The sequence below is a fragment of the Pontibacter fetidus genome, from assembly GCF_010119545.1.
GTDB lineage: Bacteria > Bacteroidota > Bacteroidia > Cytophagales > Hymenobacteraceae > Pontibacter > Pontibacter fetidus.
This window is the reverse complement of record NZ_JAAEAA010000027.1, coordinates 1-17460: the sequence shown is the minus strand read 5'-3', so window position 1 is coordinate 17460 and position 17460 is coordinate 1. Positions and strand designations below refer to the sequence as shown.

The following is a 17460-nucleotide window of genomic DNA, read 5'->3' as shown; positions in this document are numbered from 1 at the left end:
ATAATATCATGCGTCTTATACTCCGCTATACTTTTGTGCTGTTTATAGTTGCTGCGTTGCAAGGCTGTGGTGCTGCGAACACTCCTAAAGGCCCTGTAGAGCTGAAGCAGGTCTGGGCAACTGATAACACCTTGCGCACTCCCGAATCTGTACTTTACGACCCCGAACAACGCGTATTATACGTTTCCAACATCAACCAAAGCAAAGACCCCAAAGACGGCGATGGCTTTATTTCTAAACTAAACCTGCAAGGCCAGATAGAAGAACTGTACTGGGTAACCAGCCTCAACAACCCCAAAGGCATGGCACTGCACAACAACGTGCTTTATGTGTCGGATGTGGATGAGGTAATAACTATAGCAGCCCAGACAGGTGCCATACTTGGCCGTTATAAAGCCGAAGGAGCAGAATTTCTGAACGATGTTGCTGCTGATGCAGAAGGCAATGTATACATTTCGGATATGGGTAAAAACACAATTTACCAACTGCGCAACGGGCGCATGACCGAGTGGCTTGGTAATACAAAAGATGAACAACCTAATGGCCTGTACTACGAAGGAAACCGCCTGGTGGTAGCGTTTATGGGCAACGGCGAGGTACGCTTTTTAGATCCGGAAACTAAAAAATTTGAGGACCTGACCGATAAGATCCCTAATGCAGATGGCATAGCCAAAGCAGGAACTGAAGGTTATTTTATATCGAACTGGGACGGCGAAGTGTATTACGTAAACCAGAAAGGCAAAAAGTGGAAAGTGCTGGATACAAAAGACAAAAACCTGAATGCTGCAGACATTACTTACTCCAACGAAACAAAATTATTATACATTCCTACCTTCCGGGGCAATAGCGTAGTAGCTTATTCCGTTAGTTATTAGAGAGTCTATTTTCATGATGAGGGGCAACCGGCTTATGTGCTGGTTGCCCTTCGTTTTTTAAGGCAGGCTATAGTTGCGTAACTACATCAAAAAAATTAGTACCGAACTATAAAACTGGCCTCAAAAATGTAGTAGCACTTGCTATACACTTACTTTAAACTGTGAGCTATTTATGAAGATGAAACAAACGTATGCATGGGCTATAGTTGCGGCAGTTCCGTTTATGATGCAGGCATGGCCGGCAACAGCACAAACCCAGGAAAAAACTCCTGCAGCCACCGAAAAAGACCACGAACCACACACCGCCTGCACCAACGATTCTGAAACCTTATCCGGTTTGTTTTTAACGCCTGCCCCCAAAGGCACCTTTAAACTCGATTTTGAGCAGCAACTGAAAGAAGACGCTGTACTGGCCATAACCAATACAAAAGGGCAGAAAGTATTTGAAAAACCTGTAAGCACAGCCAAAAAGCAGCAAGCCTGGAGCTACAACGTAGGCAAACTAAAACCCGATACCTACTTGGTTGAAGTAAAAACCTCCGACACCACCTACTGGACCAAATTTAAGATAGGGCAATAACTATAGTTGTCCCATAAAAACAGCGGCCCTGCATTTAATGTGCAGGGCCGCTGTTTTTACAGCTTATACCTGGCTCCATTGCTGCACCACATGGTACAGCAACGCTGCTCCCAGTTTTGCAGTCCGGTTATCTATATCCAGTTTCGGGTTAAGTTCTACTACATCTATCGTTAATAATTTACCGCTGTTGATGATCTCTTGCAACAGCAGCAATACAACCTCAGGGTTTACACCTAAGGCCGCTGGCGCGCTTACGCCGGGCGCATAGGCAGCTGCAAAAACGTCCATATCGATACTTACATACAGCACATCCACTATAGCTATAAACTGCTGTAGCTTCTCCTGCAAATTCTGGAAGTTATAAACCTGCAAGGCGGGTGCAAACACATAATCTGCCCCATAACTCTCTGCGGTGTTAAACAGCTTCTGCGTATTCCCGGCTTGCTGTATGCCCAGGCACAGGTAATTAAAATCGATACTAGCAGCGGCCAGGTCATCGGCTATTTGCAGAAAAGGCGTACCCGAACTGGATTGCTTTTCGTAGCTGCGGAGGTCAAAATGTGCATCGAAGTTGATAATACCAAGTTGCTGGCCTTCCGGTAATGCTTGTTTTATACCTAAGAAATGGCCGTAAGCAGTTTCGTGACCGCCACCCAGCACTATCGTCTTATAAGTATTTGATAGTAACGCATGTACTTTTTTGCCGAGCTGTTTCTGCGCTTCTTCCAGGTTTTGGTTGGTGCAAAACACATCGCCGGCATCAGACAGCATCACATCTTCATCCAGGTGCCACGCAAACGACGCCATGGCCTGCCGCAGCGCCGCCGGGCCATCTACTGCTCCTTCCCTGCCCTGGTTACGGCGCACGCCTTCGTCGCAGCAAAAGCCCAGCAGCGCTATCGCCTGTGTTGCAACAGCAGCTTCGGGCTCATCGGTCAGGTTCAACAGCTTTATGCCCTGGTGCCAGCGTTTTCCTTCTTCGCCATCATGGGCATCTACTCTGCCTTTCCAGGTGCCGGGTGCCGTTGGTTTATACATGGGTTAATGGTTTAATGGCTGAATTGTTAAATTGTTTCTTGAGCCTACCGGTAGTTTGGAGCAACCGTAACTTAGGGTATAGTTACCTGTACTTTTTCACCCCGTTTCCAGACTATAGTTGGCTTCAGTTTTCCCTGGAAGTATAAAATTTCCTTATAGTTAGAGGTAGGGAAAGCTATAAAATCTGCTACCTGCCCTTTTGCCAGGCAACCGCGGTCTTTCAGGTTAAGGGCTTTTGCAGCGCGGGTAGTAATGGCAGCTATTGTTTCAGGTATAGTTAGTTTCTCCGATGCTCCAATCAAAGCTGCCTGCAGCAACAGATCGCCCATTGGTGCAGAACCGGGATTCCAGTCGGTAGCAATGGCTACGCACAGGCCACCGTCCAGCATTTTACGGGCAGGTGCATAATGCATTCCCAAGCCTAACGATGCCCCCGGTAACACCGTCGCTACTACACCTGCCTCTTTCAGCAACGCAATTTCTGCTTCCCCGCTGGCTTCCAGGTGGTCGGCACTTACGGCACCTACTTCGGCAGCTACTTTGCTGCCATCGGTACTAAACTGGTCGGCATGTACAGTTATGTCAAAACCCAGCTCTTTGGCAGCCAGCAAATACTCCAAGGATTCCCGTTCGGTAAAGGCGGTGTCTTCTATAAAAATATCCACACGGTTTGCTAGTTCCTGTTCCTTTACCTGTGGCAGCAGTTCCTCTAAAACATGCTGCAGGTATACATTAGAATCCGAGTATTCCGGCGGACGCATATGGGCAGCCAGGCAGGTTGGTACAAGGTCGATCTCGTGATGTTTGTTTACCAGCTTTATAGCTTCCAGCATTTTCAACTCATCGTCAACGGTCAGGCCATAGCCGCTTTTTACCTCGCAGGTTGTTACGCCTTCGGCCAGGTGCCGGTCGCAGCGCTTTTTCAGCAATCCTACCAGTTCCACTATAGTTGCTTCGCGGGTTTTGCGCACGCTGTCCAGTATACCGCCACCGTTTCTGGCAATTTCCAGGTACGACTTTCCGGCCACACGCATAGCGTAATCGTTGGCGCGGGAGCCGGCAAAGCAAATATGCGTGTGTGCATCTACCAGGCCGGGCAGCAATACCATCGGTTCCGTTATTTTTTCGAAATTATGATGCTCTTCCTGCGCTACTTTCAGCAACACATTATACTTACCTACCATCTTTATTACACCATCACACACCACAATTCCGCCATCTTCCAGCACATCCAGTTCATCGTCGGTAATAGCTCCGGCCTCCGGTAGGTTTGTCATTGTCAGGATCTGGGTAAAAGGGCCGATCAGCGTGAAGTTTTCGTGATGGTTCATAGTTTTTGGTTGTCAGTAAGCTATTTTATATACTGGTGTTATTGGATTTGTAGTTGCGTTTGCAATAATTGTCATTCCGAGCGTTAGCCGAGGCAGCTTATGTGTCCTATAGAGGAAGTATATAGTTCTCTTTTGTCATTTCGACCATCGGGAGAAATCTGTGCCATATAGTTGCAGTCTATACTTCCTTTCTCCAAGCTATCCTTTCAAACTTCCTCTAATCCTGGGAGCTTTACTCCCCTATAGTTCTATAGTTGGCTTGGCTCCCTCACGGCCGGGAGGCCCCGTCTCTGGGCATCGCGCTGCTTTCGCTTCCTTTGCTCGTACCTCGCAATGCCTGCGGCACCGGAACCTCTCGAGGCGCTCAACCCAAAGACTGTGATCTTTCTACTATTGACCACTATCTATAGTTTGAACCTGCCTGCTTCGAGATTGATCGTGGCTATAGTTTTTTAGGGACAGGTAAACCTGTCCTTATCCTGGTCTGAAACTATAAAACTATAACTTCAACTATAGCAGTAGCAAAAAAACTCCCTCTCCTTTTAGTAGAGGGCTGGGGTGAGGTTAAATGTTTAAACCAAACTTTTCTGCATTTTCCTGGGCAGTTTCGTAGCCGGCGTCGGCGTGGCGGAAGATGCCCATGGCCGGGTCGTTGTGCAACACGCGGCTCAGGCAGCGGTCGGCACGGTCGGTACCATCAGCCAGAATAACCATACCCGCATGCTGCGAATAACCAATACCAACGCCACCACCATGGTGGAATGATACCCAGGTTGCGCCACCGGCAGTGTTCGACATCAGGTTCAGCAATGGCCAGTCAGATACGGCATCAGAGCCATCCAGCATGCCTTCGGTTTCGCGGTACGGAGACGCTACAGAACCGCAGTCGAGGTGGTCGCGGCCGATAACGATTGGCGCTTTTACTTTGCCATCGCGCACCAGTTGGTTAAACATCAGGCCGGCTTTTTCGCGCTCACCCATGCCCAGCCAGCAAATACGGCAAGGCAAGCCCTGGAACGCCACTTTCTCTTCTGCCTCGTTCAGCCAGTTTATCATGTGGGTATTTTCCGGGAACAGTTCTTTCAGAGCAGCATCGGTTACTTTTATATCCTCCGGGTCGCCGGAAAGGGCTGCCCAACGGAATGGGCCTTTGCCTTCGCAGAAAAGCGGACGCATGTATTCCGGCACGAAGCCCGGTATGTTAAAGGCATTTTTCTCGCCGCCCTGCTGTGCAAACTCGCGCAGGTTATTGCCATAATCAAAAGTGCGGCTTCCTCGTTTCTGTAATTCCAGCATAAAGCCAACGTGGCGGGCCATACTTTTCAGAGAGCGGGCTTTGTATGCCTGCGGATCGCTTTCGCGCAGTGCCTTGGCTTCTTCCAGTGTCAGGCCGTTTGGTACGTAGCCGTTTATAGGGTCATGTGCTGAGGTCTGGTCTGTTAATATCTCTGGGGTGATGTTATCCTGGATCAGTCTTTCCAGCACATCACCAATATCACCAACTAAACCTATCGAGATCGCTTCGCCTTTTTCTTTGGCCTCCAGGGCCCAGCGCTTGGCTTCTTCGTAGTCGTAGGTCATTTTGTCGATGTAGCGGGTTTCGAGGCGTTTTTTGATACGCTCCGGATCAATGTCTACACCCAGGAAAGTAGCACCGGCTATAGTTGCCGCCAGTGGCTGCGCGCCACCCATACCGCCTAAACCACCCGTTACGAGCAATTTATGGCGCAGGTCGCCGTTAAAATGTATTCTTCCGCAGGCTGCAAAGGTCTCGTAAGTACCCTGCAAAATGCCCTGCGTACCGATATAGATCCAGCTACCGGCGGTCATCTGGCCGTACATCATCAGTCCACGCTCGCGCAGCTCGTTAAAATGCTCCCAGGTTGCCCAATGCGGCACCAGGTTTGAGTTGGCGATAAGTACGCGCGGCGCTTCAGCATGAGTTCTTACTTTACCAACCGGCTTACCAGACTGCACCAGCAAACTTTCATCTTCTTCCAGGTTCAGCAGCACTTCAATTATTTTCTGTGCATCTTTTACCGTGCGCGCCGCCTGCCCTATGCCACCGTATACCACCAAACGCGAAGGGTCTTCAGCCACTTCGTCGGTCAGGTTGTTCAGGAACATGCGCAACGCCGCCTCCGATTGCCAGTTTTTAGCATTCAGTTCCGGACCGGTTGGCGGAATATAGGTTGGATGGTTGGCGTATTTCTGGATAAACTCGCTCACCGACAGGCCTGAGCGCTGAATTGTTTCTGTTTCTGGTGCAGTATTCATAGTTAGCTTTATCGTAAAATCTTCTTCAATATTCTTAAAAATAAAGCAAAAAGGATAACAAAATCATGCTTAATTTAGGCTGTATACCTATAGTACAAACTATAAGCTTATGTTCCATTTGCCCATCAACTCCCTAAAATCACAATTCGGCGACATAGACATTTACCTGTTCGACCAACTGCTGAAAGGTCGCATCCAGAAAGGCATGTCCTTGCTGGATGCCGGTTGTGGTCACGGCCGGAATATTTCTTACCTGCTGCAGGCCGGCGTTAAAGTATACGGCGCTGATGTATCGGAAACAGCCGTAGAAAAAGTAAAACAGTTGGCAAAAGAACTGGCTCCTACCCTGCCTGTCCGCAATTTTATAGTTGCCGACCTGGATAACCTGCCTTTTGAGGATGGCCTTTTTGATGTAGTGGTATGTAGTGCTGTGCTACACTTTGCCCGAAGCGAGGAGCATTTTAAAACTATAGTTGCTGAACTATGGCGTGTGCTAAAACCAGGTGGTATGTTATTTTGCCGATTCAGTACAACCATTGGCCTGGAAGGAAAACTACAACACCTGGAAGCCAGGTTTTACCGCATGGCACACGGGCCTATCTGGTTTTTAGCTGACGAACAGATGCTGGCAGAACTGGAAAAACAACTTGGTGCTGAAAGGCTGGACCCGCTGAAAACAACTATAGTTGAACAGGATAGAAGTATGACAACCTGGGTGTTGCGGAAACTATAAAATCAAAATATGGAACATGGCGCGAGCGTCCTCGCTCGTGTCTACTATAGTGGGGCCTCTGGCCCCTTTTTACAAACTATAGTTAGGAACTAATATATCTTTAGAATGATGCTAATGGGCGGGACGCCCAACTATAGTTCGTCACGAGCGAGGACACTCGCGCCATGCTTATTCACGCTATTTCTTCAAAATCGGCGCTTTTACGGATGTGCATAAAATGGTCGGCTAGTTCGTCAGGCAGTGTTGCCAGCTTGCGCTTCAGTACATCTATCCAGGCACCCTCTACTATAATCACAGCAGCTTTCACACCGTCCTCCTTAAACAGTTCGTGGCGGATAGCCCAGCGGGAACCGTCTTTTTTGCTTTTTAACAACTCGGTAGTTACCGTTATTGTTTCATTTACGCCTACTTCGCGCAGGTACGTTGTTTCTTCCCTGAACAGGATGGGGCCGATGTGCAGCTTCTGGAAAACCTTCATGCTCAAACCCAATTCATCAAGTATCTCGATACGGGCCTGGGCAGCAAAATCGGCGTAGGCAGAGTGGCGCATGTGCATGTTGGCATCGAGATGCGCCCACATTACTTTGCCTTTAAAAACGTGGCTCATTTTTGAAATTATAATTGGAAGTATTAATCAAATAAAACGGCTCCTGCTATGTTGCAGAAGCCGCCTCAAAGTTAGCTTATAGTTGTTATAAACTTGCCATGTCAATCACAAACCTATACTTTACATCACTGCGCAGCATGCGTTCGTAGGCATTGTTTATCTCTGAGATTGGGATCAGTTCTATGTCGGACATGATGTTGTGCTCGGCGCAGAAATCAAGCATTTCCTGTGTTTCCGGGATGCCCCCGATCATAGAACCTGCCAAACGCTTTCGGCGCGCAATCAGACTGAAACCTGCAACAGGAGATGGCTCTGGTGGTGCACCCAGCAAAATCATCGTTCCGTCGCGCTTCAGCATCGATAAGTATAGGTTATAGTCGTGCGGGGCCGAAACGGTATCAATTATAAAATCGAAAGAATTGCGGAGCTGCTTTAACGTTTCCGGGTCTTTGGTAACGGCAAAATTATGTGCCCCCAAGTCGCGGGCATCCTGCTCTTTGTTTGGCGAAGTGCTTAACACCGTAACGTCGGCGCCTTTGGCTGCAGCAATTTTAACGGCCATGTGGCCCAATCCGCCCAGGCCAACTATACCTACCCTGTGGCCTTTTCCTATCTGCCACTGCATAATTGGCGAGTAGGTGGTAATACCTGCGCAAAGCAATGGCGCCGTGCGGGCCAGGTCCAGTTTTTTGGGTACTTTAAGCGTATAGTTCTCATCCACAACAATATGCGAGGAGTAGCCCCCATACGTAATTGTTTTGCCATCGCGCTCGTAGCTGCTATAGGTGCCCACGTTCTGCACTTCGCAGTATTGCTCCAGGCCCTCTTTGCAACTATGGCATTCGCGGCACGAGTCTACAAAACAGCCCACACCGGCCAGGTCGCCTTCTTTAAACTTTTTTACTTTGCTTCCTACTTTGGTTACCACCCCCACTATTTCGTGGCCGGGCACCAGCGGGTACATGGCGCCGCCCCACTCGTTGCGCACCTGGTGCAGGTCTGAGTGGCACACGCCACAGTATTTAATTTCGATCTGCACATCGTGCTCTCCTACTTCGCGGCGCTCAAAATTCCAGGGCCCCAGCGGGCTGGATGGGTCGAAGGCGGCATATGCTTTAGCTTGACTCATAGTTTATAGTTTGGTTTAGATAAATGATCGGAAGTGTAACAGGGGCTAAGCTGTTTTGTTGGTAATATCTATAAAACAGGCCGCAATAAATACCCCGGTTGGTATTTATTGCGGCTATAGTTTTAAGGCAAACCCTACCTTATTTTTTAAGCGATAGTACGTATTTGGCCATTTCCTGGGCATCTTTTACGGCAAGGTCAGCGTGCGGAGGCATTGGTATCTCACCCCAAACACCTGCACCACCTTTTATAATTTTTTGGGCCAGGTAATCGACGTTCTTGTCGTTAAACTCATACTTGGCAGCAACATCGGTGTAGGCAGGTCCAACTACTTTCTGGTCGTTTTTGTGGCAGGCCAGGCAGTCTGATTTCGAGATGAGGGTCATACCCAGTTCGTACTCATTTTTAGGTGCTGCGGCTACCGCACCTGAGTCTGTCATGTCGTTTACAGCTGCATCAGAGCCCACTTTTGTCTGGGTGTTGGTTGGCTTTTCAGGTGTTACGGCAGCTATCGAGTCTTTATACTCTTGCGTGTAGTACGCATCATATTCTGATTTTTTAGAGTCGCAGGACACTAACAGCGCCACACATGCTAAAGAGAGAATCACTTTTTTCATAGATGTTCTGGATAAATGAATTGTTAATGCTTTACGTTGTTGCGGTATGTGTGTTTTATAAGGATGGTTCTGCGGCTAATTTAAAGATATATAACGCAAAGTTGATATTAATTGAATAGCAAATTCAACAATAAATGAGAAGGCAGAAATATAAAGACCGGGAAGAAAATCATAACCAGAGCAAAGTATAAACCAGGAGCTATTTTATGCTGTGGCCGAATGCCTAACCCAAAAACCCAGTTAATATTCTCTTTCGGATCCGTAAACAGATATGTAATGATAAGTATACACCATACCAGCGCGGTCTGGAAGTATAAAGCCCTTGTATCATATCCCCACTCAGCAAGTAACCAGATAACTATAGCCGGCAGCACCACATGAAAAAGCGAAAGACTACGCAGAAAAAGACTCAGCTCAGACTGAAACATATAACCGCTCAGCCCCAGCAGTTTTTTTCCGGTTAGCAGCCTTCCGAAATAGTCAACGTTCCAGACAAGTTCCAGCCCCAGCACACCTACAGCCATCATACTGTGTAGTAACCGGTTTTCGGTCCAGAGCACTATGCATATAGAGAACAGCGCAATGTCGGAAAACCACAGGAAATTAGCCGGACCATAGTTCTTCCAGTAAACAGGCACCAGCACCAGTAAAAACAAAGTATAAACTACAGGTAGCCAGAGTGGAATGGTGTGGTTCATGATAAGGCTGTTTACTTAACCTAACAGTTATAGTGTACGTTTTTGCATTACTACAGAAACAAAAATGCCGCTGCCAGAAAGAGTAAGGCAGCGGCATTTCTTATGATGTAATCTATAGTTCCGACACGCCCAGTTCCCCTACATCCACACTATCCAAATAGGGCTCAAAAATGGCTACTTTGCTGGCAGATGCTTTAAATGTACTGAATACCTGAACAGCATCACCGGACCAAAGCTCTACAAACGTGTCATTGAATTCATAGAGCGTTACATGCCAGGTATTATACTTGCGCCGGGCAAGTATGGTCCCGTTTTTCGCTATGGCTTCTGCCTGGCTCCGGAATGGGAGCCGCTCAAACATCGAATATTCCAGCATGGTTCGGTTTCCTGTTTTTTAAAGATAAGCTCTAGCCCCGGCAAATAGTTTCAAACTATAGTTGGCGTACAGGCTGTGATCGCTGTTGCCAGAAAACTAAAAATTAAATATTCAGGTTCTGATATTAAACCTTGTTGCCTAAATTTACTCCAACCCCGAAAATATCGCTAACCAAACTATAACTTTTTAACCCGTATGAAGAAGAAATTACAAGCCTTCGTCGTACTACTGGCGCTCTCTGGTAGCCTTGCCCATGCACAGGCACCCAAAGACCCGGTAGTAGAAAACATTGTAAAAGAGGCCACCCAAAACTCGCAGCTCGAGAAACTGGCTCATGAACTGCTAGACGGCATAGGTCCGAGGCTGGTTGGTACCCCCGAAATGGAACAGGCAAACAACTGGGCAGTAGCTAAGTATAAAAGCTGGGGCATTGATGCCCGTAACGAAAAGTGGGGCGAGTGGCGCGGCTGGCAACGAGGCATTACCCACATCGACATGGTGCACCCACGCCTGCAAACCCTGGATGGCGTACAACTGGCCTGGAACCCCGGCACAAAAGGCAAAGGCGTAACCGCTGAGGTTATTATACTTCCTGAGTTTACAGATTCTATCGCGTTCCAGAAGTGGTTGCCGGCAGTTAAAGGCAAACTGGTGATGATCTCGATGAACCAGCCAACCGGCCGCCCGGAGTACAACTGGAAAGAGTTTGCTACTGAAGAATCATTCAAAAAAATGCAAGCCGAAAAGACTGCTGCCACTGAAGCCTGGAACAAACGCATCCAGAAAACAGGTAAAACAAGCCGTACCTTACCTGTTGCCCTCGAAAAAGCCGGCGCTGCTGGTGTGGTTATGTCTAACTGGTCTGGCGGATTTGGCGTGAACAAGATATTTGGCGCTTACACTAAAAAGATACCTACCGTAGACATCGAGCTGGAAGACTATGGCATGCTGTACCGTTTGGTAGAGTCTGGTAAAAAACCACAGATACGCATACAGGCGGAGGCAAAAGAACTGAAAAACGCCCCTGCTTTTAACACAATTGCAGAAATAAAAGGCACCGAAAAACCAAACGAATACGTGATCCTGTCTGCGCACTTCGACTCATGGAATGGCGGAACCGGCGCCACCGATAACGGCACCGGAACGATTGTGATGATGGAAGCTATGCGCATCCTGAAAAAAATGTACCCTAACCCGAAACGTACGATATTGGTTGGCCACTGGGGCAGCGAAGAGCAAGGCCTGAACGGTTCCCGCGCGTTTGTGGCAGATCACCCGGAAATTGTGAAAAACGTGCAGGCAGTATTTAACCAGGATAACGGAACAGGCCGTGTGGCTAACATTTCGGGCCAGGGCTTTTTACATGCGTATGATTACCTGGGCCGTTGGTTAAGCGCTGCGCCACAGGAAATTACCAGCTCTATACAGACCCAGTTTCCGGGCTTCCCAGGCGGCGGCGGCTCCGACCATGCCTCGTTTGTGGCAGCGGGTGCACCTGCTTTTATGCTGAGCTCGCTTAGCTGGTCGTATGGCAACTATACCTGGCACACCAACCGCGACACCTATGACAAAATTGTGTTTGATGATGTGCGCAGCAATGCCATACTGGTAGCTATACTTGCCTACAAGGCCAGCGAAGAACCGGAACTGTTTAACCGCGAAAAAATTAAATTGCCTGTAAACCCGCGTACCGGTGAGCAAACTACCTGGCCAGCCCAGCGCGAACCAACCCGCAAAGGTGGTTTAGATTAACTATAGCCATAATCAAACAGAACGGGCTACCTTTTCAGGTAGCCCGTTCTGTTAAAAAGCAGGTTTATCCAATACATAAGCATGACAGAAGGCATCATTTTCCGCAACAACCCAAAACAACCTCAGCACCATTTACTATTCTGAAACTCGATATCCCCTTACCTACGCACTTGAAATAACGCCGTTTTTGTAACCGAACTTACTCTGAATAATGCTTTCTACCCTTTAGTATGTTCGCTACTTATAACAGCGCAGCCGAAGTAATATAACCCAACTGACCAGCTTACAACTATAGTTTTGCGACTGAAACCAATCAGTTGATAACGACACCCCTTCTTCCTTATCTCCTATTTTCATAATTAATACTTAAATAGGTTACAAAAAAACAATAATTCATTGTACCTACATTAAATAATTACCTGATTAGTAGTATTTTGATATTATGAGTATTTAATTGCGGTTAGAATATTATCTACAACCCAATTTTATCGTTTTGAAAAGTACCGGCATCTCCCCAAAAGAAACCTTTTTTATTGGTTTAATGCTATTCGCTGTATTCTTTGGCGCAGGCAATCTTATTTTCCCGTTATCGCTTGGCCAGGCTGCCGGCGACCAGCTTGTGCCTGCTATACTGGGCTTTTTACTGACGGGTGTTGGCTTGCCACTGCTTGGCGTTATTGCCATCGGGATGGCTAAGAACGAAGATGTGCAGAGTATATCAGCCAGGGTGCACCCGGTTTTCGGTTTGCTGTTTCCGGTTATCATTTACTTAACTATAGGCCCCCTGTTTGCTGTGCCTAGAACGGGTACAGTATCGTATGAGATCGGTATCGCCCCGCTCCTGACCGATAGTTTGCGTGCTTCCGGGTTGGGTGGATTGGTATATTCTGTTATCTATTTTGGGGTAACGTACCTGCTTTCTCTTAACCCGGGAAAAGTAGTGGACCGCATCGGCAAAATTTTAACACCAGTGTTGCTGCTAATCTTGTTTGTATTGTTGATTGTCAGTATTACGAATCCGTTAGGTAGCATACAGGCTCCGCTCACTGCTTACGAGTATGCACCGTTCTTTAAGGGTTTCCAGGAAGGCTATCTTACCATGGACACCATCGGTTCCTTTATTTTCGGACTTATCGTTATAAATGCCATTCGGGCAAAAGGTGTGGAAGCGCCTAAAAGCATTGCCAAAGTATGCCTCTCTGCTGGCCTGATAGCAGCAAGCGGACTGGCACTGGTCTATGTAGGGCTGGCTTACACGGGTGCTACCAGCGTAACTGCCCTGGGCCATGTTGAGAATGGCGGTATCATCATAAGTACGGTTACGCAGTTACAGTTTGGGGTATTTGGCAGCCTGTTACTTGGTGTTGCCATCATTTTTGCCTGCCTTACCACCAGCGTAGGGCTTATAGTTGCGTGTGCATCTTATTTCAACAAGTTACGTCCTGGCATCTCTTATAAAACATATGTATTGGTGTTAACTATAGTTAGCGCCATTATTTCAAACGTCGGCCTTACCCAGATCATTTCTTTCTCGGTGCCTGTACTGGTAGCTATTTACCCAATGGTTATCGTGCTTATTATACTCTCGTTGCTGTCGCCTGTAGTTGGCAAACGCAACAGTATTTATCCCTGGTCGGTGCTGTTTGCAGGTATCGTTAGCCTGGTAGACGGCGTGAATGCAGCAGGATTAGAACTGGAGATCAGTAAACTTTTTGCCGAGTATCTTCCACTTTATAGTTTAGGTATGGGCTGGTTGGTTCCGGCTATAGTTGGCGGCTTTATCGGGTATCTGTTTTCCCTCAGAAACCGCGAAGTTGTATTGGCCAGCGAGTAAAACCACAGCCATTTTAATTGCATACAGGGCAATATATCAGTTTTAAGACTGGTGTATTGCCTTGTTTATTTTTATAGCATCTGTTTTTACCGGAAGCAGGTAAACCAACTGTTTTCTTTAACTTTGATCTTTATTCAGGATACTATAAAGCGGTGTGCCACTCTAACAAACTATAACCTATGGAACCCATCAGATTAAATAAATTTATAAGTGACTCCGGGGTTTGCTCGCGACGCGAGGCTGACAAGTTGATAGAACAGGGCCGCGTAACCGTAAATGGAAAACAGCCCGAAGTGGGCGCTAAAGTTACAGCCAAAGACAAAATTCGCGTAGACGGGAATCTGCTGGAAGTAGATGCCGTGGAACCTGTATACCTGCTGCTGAACAAACCAGCCGGCATCGAAACTACCACCGACCGCTCTCAACGCGATAACATCATCAGTTTTGTAAATTACCCGGAGCGCATCTTCCCGGTCGGTCGCCTGGATAAGGATTCGGAAGGCCTGATTATACTTACCAACGATGGCGACATTGTAAATAAGATACTGCGGGCCGGCAACAAGCACGAAAAGGAATATATTGTTACGGTAGATAAACCTATAAACCAGGCGTTTGTCGAGAAAATGAGCAATGGTGTAGCTATACTTGGCGTGAACACTAAAAAGTGTTTTGTAGAGCAGCTGGGCGCCAACAAGTTCAGGATCATTCTGACCCAGGGCATGAACCGCCAGATCCGCCGCATGACTGAAACATTGGGCTACGAGGTACAGACACTGCAACGTATCCGTATTATGCACCTCTCGCTTAACAAAATACCCCTGGGCCAGTGGCGCGAAATGACCGGAACAGAAGTTGCGGAAATGATGCGCCTGGTAGAAAGCTCCAGTAAAACCGAAGAGGGTTCATCAGGTAAAAAAGCTAATAGCTCAGGCAAAAGCACTTCTACTTCTGGTTCTAAGCCTAAAGTACGAAGTGGAGCTGGTTTTTCAGGTAAGCCATCCCGTTCAGGTAGTGCTCATAAAAGTGGTGGTAAAAGCTCCTCATCCGCTAAACGCGACAAACCAAAAACTTCGTCCAGCAACCGTGGATCCCGCGGTGCATCAAAAGGAAATGCGGGTGGTAGAGCGGGTGGAAGAAGTGGTGGTAAGAGAAGGTAAGTCAAGATTTCAGGCATTGGCATAAGGCGCTCTGAGGTACATGCACATTAGCGGGTCTGCTTTGCCTTAACTATGGATTAGTTTATAGTTCTATAGTTAGCGTTTTACCTCACCCCAACCCTCTCCTTTTAAAGAGGGCCCCTCCCCCCAAAACAGGAGAGGGAGTTTCTTCTACTTTTTCTTTTGTCATCCTGGAAGGATCTTGTGAGAAGGGAAATTTAGTCTTTGCAATAACATCCCCCTGCCCCTCTCAATAGGGGAAATTCTGTAGTTGTTATAGTGAGGGCTATAGTTTTATAGTTGCTGATTGTCATCCCCCTGCCCCCTTCAAAGGGGCAGGGCCGTTAAGTTCTGCCGAGAACTATCCCTTTGAGGTGATTATAGGGGTGTTATTCAGGACCAAAAAGCCTATTGTTAGCCAGTTTTAAATTCACCCGCTAATACAAACACCCCTCTGCGCTCCCCTCAAGGGGAGAATTTGCTAGAACTTAACGGCCCTGCCTTCAAAGGGGGACTTTTTGCTACTGCTATAGTTGCAGGTATAATTCTATAGGTACAGACCAAGATCGGACAGGTCGCGACCTGTCCCTACGGAACTATAACCACGATCAATTGCGGAACTTACCGTTTCAAACTATAGTTAAGCGGTACATTGTAGAAAGATCGCAGTCTTTGGGGTGAGCGCCTTTGACTTGTTGCGGTGGCGTGAGCCAATCCGAGGTACGAGGATAGCAAGAAGGCAGCAGCGCGATGCCCGAAGACGGGGCCTCCCGGCCGTGAGGGCACCAAAGCTAACTATAGAACTATAGGCAAGTAGAGCTCCCAGGATTGTAGGGAATTTGAAAGGATAGCTTGGTTCAGATAGCAAGTAATGTCAACTATAAGACATATAAGATTCCTCGGCTATCCTCGGAATGACAAAGTAAGAAATATAAACTCTAACTATAGGACACTTAAGATTCCTCTCAGCTACGCTGTCTCTTTTCGAGTCTCGTCTCAAGAATGCTCGAAATGACAGACGTGAAAAGGAATTTGCAATTAAAAAAGGTAAACCCATCCTTTTGCTGTAATTTTGCTTTTTGATTTAAACTGGCGTGGGCTTAAACCAGTACCAATACCAAACGCCAAACACTGACCATGGAACCAAAAAGATTAAATAAATTTATAAGCGACAGCGGTTTTTGCTCCAGACGCGAAGCCGACCGACTGATTGAGGAAGAACGTGTAACGGTAAATGGCAAATTACCAGTGCCTGGTGTGTTGGTTACCCCTAAAGATAAAGTACGCATCGATGACCAGATTGTGCGTGTGCGCGAAGAACTGCCGGTTTTTTTAGTATTCAATAAGCCATCTGGCATGTCGGCCAAGTCTGACCCTGCCGTACGGGACAACGTGGTGCGGGCTATTAATTACCCGGCCACCCTGGAGCCTGCCGGTTACTTAGACCGCGACAGCGAAGGTTTGCTTTTCCTGAGTAACGATACGGAACTGGTGCGTAAAATCACACGCAACGATAACCGCTTCGAGAAAGAATACATTATTACGGTTGATAAGATGATCACCGCTGATTTTATAGCTAAGCTGATTGGTGGCGGCGAAGACGAGAAAGGCGAAAAACTGAAAAAGACCTTTATCTCGAAAGAAGGCTCTACCCGTTTCCGGATTGTGCTTACCCCGGGTACCAACCACAACATAAAAATGGTTTGCGAAAGCTTTGGATACAAAGTGGTACACATGCAGCGCCTCCGCATCGAGAACATTAACCTTACCAAATTACCTACCGGCCACTGGCGCACGCTAACCGGCACTGAAGTGGAATTACTGCGAACTATAGCCACAGGCAAAGCTCCGAAAGAAGAAACCGGCAGAGGTCGTGGTTCCAGCTATAGTGCAGGAGGCAGACCGCCGAAGAAAGAAGATAACAGGCAAACAGCTGGTACTAACAAAATTGCCAAAGCAGGAAGTGCGCCCCGCATTGGCAAAAGTAAACCGAAAGACAGCAAAGCAGCCAGAGGTGGTGCAGGCAACGCTAAAGGAGCTCGTGGGGCCAGCCGGCCAACGTCGTCATCGAGGCCAGGTGCCAGCAGAAGCAGTTCGGCACCTGGCGCTAGCCGCAAAACAACAGGGGGCGGACCGAAACGCGGCAGGTAACTTATATAACAAAGAAGGTGTGGCTTAAAGCCGCACCTTCTTTGTTATAGAGTTTGTGGATTTAGAAGTTAAAGGTCTGAACCATGATACGCAAACTATAGTAGCGCCATTACTTCCAGACACCCATTTTACCAAGTTGGTAATCCCGGAAAGCTTCATGAATTTCTTCTTCGGTGTTCATCACAAACGGGCCATGCGATACTACAGGTTCGTTAAACGGCAGTGCGTGGCCTAGCAATATATAACTGTTTTCCAGTGCTTCTACTTTCAGTTCCTCTCCATCATTTGTAGACTCTACCAGATTAA

Annotated in this window: 16 protein-coding genes; 7 read left to right on the top strand and 9 right to left on the bottom strand. The window is 47.5% G+C overall.

What is annotated here, in order from left to right; all coding sequences use genetic code 11:
* The first annotated feature begins 8 nt into the window (after window positions 1–8).
* On the top strand, window positions 9–875 hold the full coding sequence (locus GWO68_RS16155; protein ID WP_162347510.1) for an SMP-30/gluconolactonase/LRE family protein: 867 nt from the start codon (window positions 9–11) through the stop codon (window positions 873–875).
* 172 nt (window positions 876–1047) lie between these two features.
* Window positions 1048–1455, top strand: coding sequence for a T9SS type A sorting domain-containing protein (locus GWO68_RS16150; RefSeq protein WP_162347509.1), 408 nt, complete (start codon window positions 1048–1050; stop codon window positions 1453–1455).
* 63 nt (window positions 1456–1518) lie between these two features.
* Here the strand turns inward: GWO68_RS16150 and hutG are convergent, their stop codons facing one another.
* The 3 genes from hutG to hutU all read right to left on the bottom strand — a co-directional run bounded on the left by hutG (window position 1519) and on the right by hutU (window position 6101).
* Complete coding sequence (hutG, locus tag GWO68_RS16145; RefSeq protein ID WP_162347508.1) at window positions 1519–2493, bottom strand: formimidoylglutamase; 975 nt, start codon at window positions 2491–2493, stop codon at window positions 1519–1521.
* 71 nt (window positions 2494–2564) lie between these two features.
* On the bottom strand, window positions 2565–3824 hold the full coding sequence (gene hutI / locus GWO68_RS16140; protein WP_162347507.1) for an imidazolonepropionase: 1260 nt from the start codon (window positions 3822–3824) through the stop codon (window positions 2565–2567).
* 564 nt (window positions 3825–4388) lie between these two features.
* On the bottom strand, window positions 4389–6101 hold the full coding sequence (hutU, locus tag GWO68_RS16135; RefSeq protein ID WP_162347506.1) for a urocanate hydratase: 1713 nt from the start codon (window positions 6099–6101) through the stop codon (window positions 4389–4391).
* Between the two features lie 109 nt (window positions 6102–6210).
* On the opposite strand from hutU, the gene GWO68_RS16130 reads away from it, so the two are divergent.
* A complete protein-coding gene (locus GWO68_RS16130) occupies window positions 6211–6834 on the top strand; it encodes a class I SAM-dependent methyltransferase (protein WP_162347505.1) in 624 nt (207 codons plus the stop codon).
* Window positions 6835–7006: 172 nt separating this feature from the next.
* On the opposite strand, the gene GWO68_RS16125 is transcribed toward GWO68_RS16130, so the two are convergent.
* The 5 genes from GWO68_RS16125 to GWO68_RS16105 form a co-directional block, all read right to left on the bottom strand.
* Window positions 7007–7441: an acyl-CoA thioesterase gene (locus tag GWO68_RS16125; RefSeq protein ID WP_162347504.1), complete on the bottom strand. Its 435-nt coding sequence runs from the start codon at window positions 7439–7441 to the stop codon at window positions 7007–7009.
* Window positions 7442–7526: 85 nt separating this feature from the next.
* Window positions 7527–8570, bottom strand: a complete 1044-nt coding sequence (locus GWO68_RS16120; RefSeq protein ID WP_162347503.1) for an NAD(P)-dependent alcohol dehydrogenase — start codon at window positions 8568–8570, stop codon at window positions 7527–7529.
* Window positions 8571–8709: 139 nt separating this feature from the next.
* Entirely contained in the window at window positions 8710–9186 is a 477-nt protein-coding gene (locus GWO68_RS16115; RefSeq protein ID WP_162347502.1) for a c-type cytochrome, read from the bottom strand.
* Window positions 9187–9293: 107 nt separating this feature from the next.
* Window positions 9294–9884: a membrane-associated protein gene (locus GWO68_RS16110; RefSeq protein WP_162347501.1), complete on the bottom strand. Its 591-nt coding sequence runs from the start codon at window positions 9882–9884 to the stop codon at window positions 9294–9296.
* A 112-nt stretch (window positions 9885–9996) separates the two neighbouring features.
* Window positions 9997–10260 carry a hypothetical protein gene (locus GWO68_RS16105; RefSeq protein WP_162347500.1) on the bottom strand — a complete coding sequence of 88 codons (264 nt, stop codon included), beginning with the start codon at window positions 10258–10260 and terminating at the stop codon, window positions 9997–9999.
* Window positions 10261–10455: 195 nt separating this feature from the next.
* Between GWO68_RS16105 and GWO68_RS16100 the strand changes: the two genes are divergently transcribed.
* The 4 genes from GWO68_RS16100 to GWO68_RS16085 all read left to right on the top strand — a co-directional run bounded on the left by GWO68_RS16100 (window position 10456) and on the right by GWO68_RS16085 (window position 17154).
* Window positions 10456–12012 (top strand): M20/M25/M40 family metallo-hydrolase, encoded by a 1557-nt coding sequence (locus GWO68_RS16100; protein WP_162347499.1) that lies wholly within the window; start codon window positions 10456–10458, stop codon window positions 12010–12012.
* Window positions 12013–12466: 454 nt separating this feature from the next.
* Window positions 12467–13846, top strand: coding sequence for a branched-chain amino acid transport system II carrier protein (brnQ, locus tag GWO68_RS16095; protein ID WP_317164539.1), 1380 nt, complete (start codon window positions 12467–12469; stop codon window positions 13844–13846).
* A 179-nt stretch (window positions 13847–14025) separates the two neighbouring features.
* Window positions 14026–15003, top strand: a complete 978-nt coding sequence (rluF, locus tag GWO68_RS16090; RefSeq protein ID WP_162347497.1) for a 23S rRNA pseudouridine(2604) synthase RluF — start codon at window positions 14026–14028, stop codon at window positions 15001–15003.
* A 1137-nt stretch (window positions 15004–16140) separates the two neighbouring features.
* The gene (locus GWO68_RS16085; RefSeq protein WP_162347496.1) at window positions 16141–17154 is read left to right on the top strand and encodes a pseudouridine synthase; all 1014 of its coding nucleotides are present in this window, start codon (window positions 16141–16143) and stop codon (window positions 17152–17154) included.
* A 109-nt stretch (window positions 17155–17263) separates the two neighbouring features.
* Here GWO68_RS16085 and GWO68_RS16080 read toward each other — a convergent pair.
* On the bottom strand, window positions 17264–17460 hold a 197-nt coding region (locus GWO68_RS16080; protein ID WP_317164538.1), incomplete at its 5' end, for a pirin-like C-terminal cupin domain-containing protein.

Excerpts from the sequence above, each read along its gene's own strand:
- GWO68_RS16085 (WP_162347496.1), top strand. The coding sequence starts at position 16,141 with ATGGAACCAAAAAGATTAAATAAATTTATAAGCGACAGCGGTTTTTGC.
- GWO68_RS16150 (WP_162347509.1), top strand. The coding sequence starts at position 1,048 with ATGAAGATGAAACAAACGTATGCATGGGCTATAGTTGCGGCAGTTCCG.
- hutG (WP_162347508.1), bottom strand. The coding sequence starts at position 2,493 with ATGTATAAACCAACGGCACCCGGCACCTGGAAAGGCAGAGTAGATGCC.
- GWO68_RS16120 (WP_162347503.1), bottom strand. The coding sequence starts at position 8,570 with ATGAGTCAAGCTAAAGCATATGCCGCCTTCGACCCATCCAGCCCGCTG.
- GWO68_RS16125 (WP_162347504.1), bottom strand. The coding sequence starts at position 7,441 with ATGAGCCACGTTTTTAAAGGCAAAGTAATGTGGGCGCATCTCGATGCC.
- GWO68_RS16110 (WP_162347501.1), bottom strand. The coding sequence starts at position 9,884 with ATGAACCACACCATTCCACTCTGGCTACCTGTAGTTTATACTTTGTTT.
- GWO68_RS16105 (WP_162347500.1), bottom strand. The coding sequence starts at position 10,260 with ATGCTGGAATATTCGATGTTTGAGCGGCTCCCATTCCGGAGCCAGGCA.
- GWO68_RS16115 (WP_162347502.1), bottom strand. The coding sequence starts at position 9,186 with ATGAAAAAAGTGATTCTCTCTTTAGCATGTGTGGCGCTGTTAGTGTCC.
- GWO68_RS16155 (WP_162347510.1), top strand. The coding sequence starts at position 9 with ATGCGTCTTATACTCCGCTATACTTTTGTGCTGTTTATAGTTGCTGCG.
- GWO68_RS16130 (WP_162347505.1), top strand. The coding sequence starts at position 6,211 with ATGTTCCATTTGCCCATCAACTCCCTAAAATCACAATTCGGCGACATA.
- hutU (WP_162347506.1), bottom strand. The coding sequence starts at position 6,101 with ATGAATACTGCACCAGAAACAGAAACAATTCAGCGCTCAGGCCTGTCG.
- hutI (WP_162347507.1), bottom strand. The coding sequence starts at position 3,824 with ATGAACCATCACGAAAACTTCACGCTGATCGGCCCTTTTACCCAGATC.
- GWO68_RS16100 (WP_162347499.1), top strand. The coding sequence starts at position 10,456 with ATGAAGAAGAAATTACAAGCCTTCGTCGTACTACTGGCGCTCTCTGGT.
- rluF (WP_162347497.1), top strand. The coding sequence starts at position 14,026 with ATGGAACCCATCAGATTAAATAAATTTATAAGTGACTCCGGGGTTTGC.